This is a genomic window from Cyanobium sp. Cruz CV13-4-11 (genome assembly GCF_024346055.1).
Lineage (GTDB): Bacteria > Cyanobacteriota > Cyanobacteriia > PCC-6307 > Cyanobiaceae > Cyanobium.
The window spans coordinates 1-6,618 of sequence record NZ_JAGQCH010000047.1 but is presented as its reverse complement, the minus strand read 5'-3'; the positions used below and the strand labels follow the sequence as shown (position 1 = coordinate 6,618).

The 6,618-nt window shown below is 48.6% G+C and carries 5 protein-coding genes and 1 pseudogene; 1 reads left to right on the top strand and 5 read right to left on the bottom strand.

All coding sequences use genetic code 11. The features are described 5' to 3' along the window. From KBZ12_RS18140 to KBZ12_RS18130, 3 genes and pseudogenes are all read right to left on the bottom strand, one after another. Positions 1-187 (bottom strand): annotated as a pseudogene (locus tag KBZ12_RS18140) (IS5/IS1182 family transposase); the annotation flags it as partial. A 114-nt stretch (positions 188-301) separates the two neighbouring features. Beyond that, positions 302-1,204 (bottom strand): glycosyltransferase, encoded by a 903-nt coding sequence (locus KBZ12_RS18135; RefSeq protein ID WP_254959468.1) that lies wholly within the window; start codon positions 1,202-1,204, stop codon positions 302-304. After that, positions 1,201-3,027, bottom strand: coding sequence for a glycosyltransferase family 2 protein (locus tag KBZ12_RS18130; protein ID WP_254959467.1), 1,827 nt, complete (start codon positions 3,025-3,027; stop codon positions 1,201-1,203). The genes KBZ12_RS18135 and KBZ12_RS18130 overlap by 4 nt, the downstream gene beginning before the upstream one ends. Before the next feature lie 404 nt (positions 3,028-3,431). Between KBZ12_RS18130 and KBZ12_RS18125 the strand changes: the two genes are divergently transcribed. Next, positions 3,432-3,872 (top strand): transposase family protein, encoded by a 441-nt coding sequence (locus KBZ12_RS18125; RefSeq protein ID WP_254959466.1) that lies wholly within the window; start codon positions 3,432-3,434, stop codon positions 3,870-3,872. 202 nt (positions 3,873-4,074) lie between these two features. Here the strand turns inward: KBZ12_RS18125 and KBZ12_RS18120 are convergent, their stop codons facing one another. Beyond that, the gene (locus KBZ12_RS18120) at positions 4,075-4,998 is read right to left on the bottom strand and encodes a class I SAM-dependent methyltransferase (RefSeq protein ID WP_254959465.1); all 924 of its coding nucleotides are present in this window, start codon (positions 4,996-4,998) and stop codon (positions 4,075-4,077) included. A 1,136-nt stretch (positions 4,999-6,134) separates the two neighbouring features. Beyond that, positions 6,135-6,317: a hypothetical protein gene (locus tag KBZ12_RS18115; protein WP_254959464.1), complete on the bottom strand. Its 183-nt coding sequence runs from the start codon at positions 6,315-6,317 to the stop codon at positions 6,135-6,137. Between the last annotated feature and the right edge of the window lie 301 nt (positions 6,318-6,618).

Sequence of the window (6,618 nt, the reverse complement as noted above, 5' to 3'; positions counted from 1 at the left end):
CCAGACGCACGGGCTTGGCAAGAGCACCCACATTTGCATTGAACTGAGGGGCATAAGCCTCCTCAAGCTTTTGCCATGGGATAAGCTCTGCAAGCAGCACCCAACGGTTGTCAGGGTCAAGTGTGCCACCAAAAGGCACATGGAAGTCCGTGATTGAAAGCTGTCCGTTATGCTGCGTCCGGTACATGTGCGGCCATCATCAGTGGCAGCAATCCGCGATTGCCGCGTTCCCTGCCAGTTTATCGGCTTCTAACCGCTGAGACCAGTTGTAGCGCAGTTGATTTGCCTTTTTCAGGAGTCGCTAGCCAAATATTTGGCTAGCAATTTGCTTGGCTCGAGCGTCAAAAGAATGATATGTGTGGATATACTCCTGAATCGCAACCAATGAACTCTTTGCGCACTGTAGAGCAATTGCCCGTTCAATCGCTTCTGGTATACTAAGGTTTTCCAAGTTCATGTCGATTACTCCAGATCTCGCTTCCGCTGGACAGTCGCTAGACATATCAGTTATTACAGGAGTTGAGCAAGCCAGTACATCAAATATTCGATTATTTAGAAAGCCATATTCAGCCATGTCGCTGTGATGATCATTGAGTACGGCCAAGCAATTTGAATACATCATCGGAAGTTCTGAATTTGAAATCATTTTACGAGAGGCATATATTCCTAGCTCCTGCCAGCCATTGCCGATAACTTCCATGGGTACACCAAAGTTAGAAAATGCAGAAATCAGTGGCCTTTGTTTTCCACGAGTATTGCCGATGAACAAGATTCCCCTTTGCTTGCAAGCATAGGCGGATTCCTTTAGGCTAAAGTCTGTGCATTGAAGTAGGGTAGATACCTTCTTGCCGAATGATGACTTTAGTTTATTGGAAAAAAGTGTTGAAGCCACAAATATATGGTCGTACTGAGTAACTTCATTCTCCTTCACCCTAGACGGCCAGCTGATAATCCACAAAAGTTTGCGTTTGTATTTCTTATGATGAGGCCATCTCTCTTTGTTGAAGCCATGCTTACCTCGTAAAGTCAGAAGAACACTACCATCGTTCGGCTCGTGGTATATGTGTGTATCTGCATAAAGGATATTATAGGAGACTGAAAGTTTTTCAAGAGCAGTCCCGAGTGCTAATGCAAAGTGGTAATCACCCCAAAATGTTAGCTGACTCTTGTCTGATGGCGCAGAGATTAGAATGTCAACAATCATAGATCTTGGCTCAGCCTTGTAAGTGAGGCTTCTTCAGAAAAGTGGCGACACGCAAACCTAAAATTACATTCAGTAACCTTCTGAATTTGTCTGAATCGAAGAGCAGATGGATCGACCAGAAGTCCACATACGGGCATCAGCCACTGTTGCTGCATTGGAGAGAAAAAGAAGATGGGGATACGTTTTGCCATCGCCATAGCAATGTAATTTAGATCCTCATTTACGATGAGACTCTTTGCCAGAGCTAACTCTCCGCCGTCTCTTTCCGTCCACTGAGTAAGGGACGACATCTGATCTGAGCCAAGTACTATCCCAAGGCAACTATCGAGGTAATCATGATTAAAGTTGCCTCCTTCAATCAATTGCCTGACTACATCAGAATTCAATGTCTCCTGGCGAGAAAAATCGAAGTCCATTAGTTTTAAGGAATGTCTTTTATCAAGGGAACTGGTTGTAACTAGTAAGGGGTTATTGCCAATGTCATACTTGGCACTTCTGAAGATAGCGGAGGAAATGGGGTATATTGGTAATTCATTATCGTGCCGAATAGCGTAAAGTCTCTGCTCTAGGCATGACTGCTGAGAGCTTTTTATTGGTGACCGGATTTCTCGAATGCGACCCAAGCCGAATTGACTCATCAAGTTAATGACTTCTCTGGACGAAGAGTCAGTATAATCGGTCAGGACAATCTTGTTGGAATTGGATGCTGCTAAATGTAATGATGACTCTGCCGAGCTAGGGGCTATGCTGCTGATTGAAATTGTGCCGAGCTGAAGGGGGCGAGTCGCAATGCACACATTCTGTATGCATGCTTTACTGCCGGAACTCTCGTACAAGTCACTGATCGTTCTTGCTATTATTGCAGAAGATTCTTGTTCATTTCTTTGAAGGTTTGTAATTTGCCTCCATTCTATGCAGCGTCTGTAGAATACTCTGGGTTTTGAATCTTCAAACATAGGTGGGTAGGCCCACGAAGACCTAAGTACAAACTCCCAGTCTTGCCGACGCTTAAGCTCACTACGGAAACGGCCACTGCGGTAGAAATAGCTTCGGTGAATCAGATAGGTGTTAAGGTCAACGAAGTTTCGGCGGGAGAGTTCCTCATAGTTGAAAAGTTGCCCTTTAGATTCCGCAGTTATAATTGAACCGTCTCCACGAATTTTGGAGTCAATATATCTTCTGTACATATGTGGCACTCTAAGTGCTAAATTCCTTGCGCTAATGAGAAAATCAAATCTCCAGATGTTATCAGAGTCAAGGAAGGACAGGATCTTGCCTGAGGCTATTTCGACGCCCAAGTTTCTTGCTTCAGCTGCTCCAATATTCGTATTAGATTTAATAAAGTGAAGATACGGGAGGAAGTTGGCTAGGTGCCCAAGAAATTCTGCTGTTGCGTCTGAACTGCCATCGTCTATAATAACGACTTCAAACTTCACCGCAATCTGGATGCAGGCTGAATATATAGAGTGGATAAAAATCGGATATCGGTTGTATGTTGGCATGATTATACTGAAATCTGTCTGGTGAGACGTCGAAGATAAGGATGAAGAGTGATCCTCGCCTCTGATGAAATCCTCTCTTTTGCAATTGATCTCTAGTTTTTCCGCCAACTGGCTGAACTTGCAAGCATGAGTTGATGACGCAAAGGGGGATAGGGATTCCAGTTCTCTCCTGGCGTGCTTTATAATCTCACTAAAATAGGAGGCAATTAGAATTGGCGGATATCCATCTTTTGCATACTCAATGACTGAATCTAATGCCTCCAAAAAACGCTTTCCCCCACTTCGCTTGAGGACCGCTTCTGACAGTGTTTCTTTATTCATTGGCCTCTCGTACCACTGTTAAGAGTAACGTGCGCGAGAGGCGTGTTAAGTGAGTATAGCATTGGTTGCGACTTCGTCGTTTGATGTCTAAATCGCATTGCGTAGAAACCAATGATTTTTGGGAAACTATATCAGAGGGGCTGCGGGTCTTCATTCATTATGAATCTGAAGATACACTTATAAGGCCAAAATAAGGGATGAGGTTGACTGGCTTTTCTGGACACGGCCCATCGTTAACCTTTGTGCCCCCCCCCAAGGGTCCATTAGTAGTCTGTCCCAGTAGCGCTGGCGCTGCGCCGCAAGCTCCGATCTGGTGCGCAGGACTCGCTCCCGTCCGTTGGCCTCGCCGCTCCAGAACCCCGCTGCTGCAAGCGATCTGATCAGCTTCCTCAAGGTATTGCCGGATGCGCCGGGGGATCCGCTTTCCGCAGTGGTGGACGCTGCTGGTGGCGATCCTGGCCATTCTGAGTGGCTATGGCTCGCTGATGGGTATGGAGCGTTTTGCCAAACGCCACCGCAAGACGCTGAGCGAGCTGCTGAGCACGCAGGTCACCAAGCCGTCATCGGATTCCACGTTTCGGCTGCTGCCGGCCCAGCTGGATGTGGAGGGCTTTGAGGGCCTGCTGCAGAAGTGGATGGCGGCCCAGCCCGGCGTGACAGAGACCGCCGACACCCTGGTCTGTGACGGCAAGACGCTCAGGGGCTCAATCGACGAAACCGCCTCCGGCGCAGCGCGTTTTATCGCCCATGTGAGCCTCTACTCCAACAGCTTGGGTGTGGCCAACTGCTTCGCAGAAGCCTGGCGGCTACGCCCAGAGCACCTACGCCACCGATGCCGGTGGTGAGATCGCGGCGCTGCGCCTGCTGCTGGATCGCGTGGAGCTTGAGGGCTGCTGGTGCAAGCGGACGCGTTGCATGCAAATCGCTTGGGTCGCCCATCGCCTCGGCCGGGACATGTTGATATTGGTGCAAATTGGCTGAGCACACATTTAACAATAACCGCGTTTGAGTGAAGGATCGCAGGGTCCTTTGGGCCGATGCAAATGTCTAAACTTGAGCCAAGGCGAAAGCATAGTGACTTTCGCCATTCTTCATAGCAAGTTCATCTGCCAGCAACATCGATTCAACAATGTAACGATCTTCGTCTTGACTCATGTCTAAGTTTGCATAGATACCGGCAAATCCGATATGATAGAGTGCACCGCCAGTCATTGTAATTACTGCACTAGGAAAGTGGGCGTTGATGCTGGGGAGGATGTTGGAGCTGTCTGCTGCTTCGCTGGGATCCTTGGCAATGAATGCATCGATCTCGGGCCTAGATATCCCACGGCTGATTCCTTTGCCGGTACCTCCAGGAGCTTGAAAACATCGTGCGGGCAGCAAAGAGCGGATCCGATTACATAATTGAAGATTATTTTCTGTCCACTGGAACCGAGAAGGACCGATGAAATCATTCATAAATAGCCAGCCACCTGGTCGAAGATTCTGTCGACTCCATCGCAAGGCATGGTTTACGTCAAGCATATGATGAAGAGAGTTGTCCCAGTGGACAATGTCATACTGTTCCCGATGTCTAAACGTAAATGCATCGCCATGAAAGAAATTTATTCGATCAGAGAGTCCAAGGTCCTTGGCTTTTTGCTTGCCAAGATCAATGCGTGAGCCACTTAGTTCGTAGAGATCAAAACATTCGACTAGCCCATCCATAATCATAGACATCTCTTTAACTCCGGTTCCACATCCTATCGATACACCCCTCCGAAGGCAAACTCCATAGCCAAGCTGGTCTCTAAGTTTGGCTCGACAGCCTGCACTAAACAACTTAATAGGCTGACCGCAGACGAGCCGATTAACGTGTCTCAGAACTAATGTGTTATTCCACCAGTTTGGCCCTGCACGACCCCCCGATGTAGTTATCGCCGACACCTTCTTATCCCAGGCAGATCCAACTTGCTTTTGGAGATCATTCATTGGAGCTACATGTGCGGGCAAAATAAATAGATGAGGCTATGTTCAGGCTTAGAAAGAACTGAGCGGCAAGAACTAGCAGAGCCATAGCAGACGCTGCAACCGCCTCCTCCCAAGAGAACCAATCCAAGGGAAGGCATGAACGGCATATATCTACTCATGCATGAAACTACCAAGTAAATAGTCATGCTTATTAAGAACAAGGACAGAGTTTATAGAATATCCACGCCATGCCTCTTCTGGAATATTACATAAATCAAGGCGTGACGAAGAGAAGTCTTTGGTAATGTCATAGACGATTGGAAGCCTCAACACCTTGCCTACGTGAGATTGCACATCATCCGCTCCGTACTTCCTGCAGTGATCATTTTGTCCAAAACGGATAGTCTTTTCTTTCCCTGAAAGTTTCTCAAGACTTTCTGAATACTGTCCAGGTATGAATGGTATGACGCATACGTGCTTCCCTGTCGCACTCAGCATGCGATGAAGGTGATAGAGAGTATAAGCATAAGAGCAATAGGTATGCTCCATGACATGGCTGTGAATAATGAGATCATAATGGCTACTTGGCTGGGACTCAAGGTTGCAGAGGTCAATAATTTGCATCTGTTCTGCGAAGGGAAAGTTTTCAGGAAACAAGTCAGAAGTGACATAGTTTTCCTTCTTTACTATGTGAGTGAGACGATTGTAAATCCCCTGCTCAGGGGCCAGGTGTAGGATTTTGTGATGAGGCCTTACGATTCTCTCTAGGTAGAGCCACATCAGCCTTGTACGCTCCAGAGAACGACACACTACGCATTTGACATTTGGTCGCCGTTTTTGGGCGACAAACTGGTCACATCCACACACATTGCAAAATTGCTTTGTGACAACCTGTGACATTGATGCTTTGGATGAGTTGTAGTTACTGGTCACAATCGTTTCCATTAATTGTTATTCTTGGGCGTAGCGGTCTGATTGAGGCATGATTGTACACCTCTTCCGTCTTTTCAATGTTGGCCAAACCAAGCTTTCAGTCGGATGAGCTTGTGTGTTTACAGATTGTATCAGTGCAGGGGCCGTGATGCAGCAGCGCAGCATTCCACCCCTGATCGCTGGTCAACGAGCGACCACAGACACCACGATCGTTCACAACCGGCTCAACGATCCGGCAACAGCGATGGCATCATCCCGCCGCGGTGCTGGACAATCCAAGCCTGCTCCAGGAACTGCCAGACATCGCGGCTCTGCTGCCGCAGGGTGGTGGTGACCGTGAGCAGGCGGCTGCGGCAGATCGCATCTTGGCGGGGTTGGACGCCGTGACTGAACTTGCGTTGAATCACCGACTGGCGCAGAGTACGTTCTGCGGCGTTGTTGGTGGGCTCGATCGCCTTGATCTCCAGCCCAGCCGCTACGGGCCCCTGCTCAGTGCCCTGGTGGGTCTGCTGCGCAGTGCCTTCCCCTTGAGTTTCAGCAAGACCCAGGCGCTACTCCAGCTGCTGGTGGGGGTAGAGATGCAGGGCCCATTAGTAGTCTGTCCCAGTAGCGCTGGCGCGCCGCTGCCAGCTCCGGTTTGGTGCGCAGGACTCGCTCCCGTCCGTTGGCCTCGCCGCTCCAGAACCCTGCTGCTGCAAGCGATCTGAT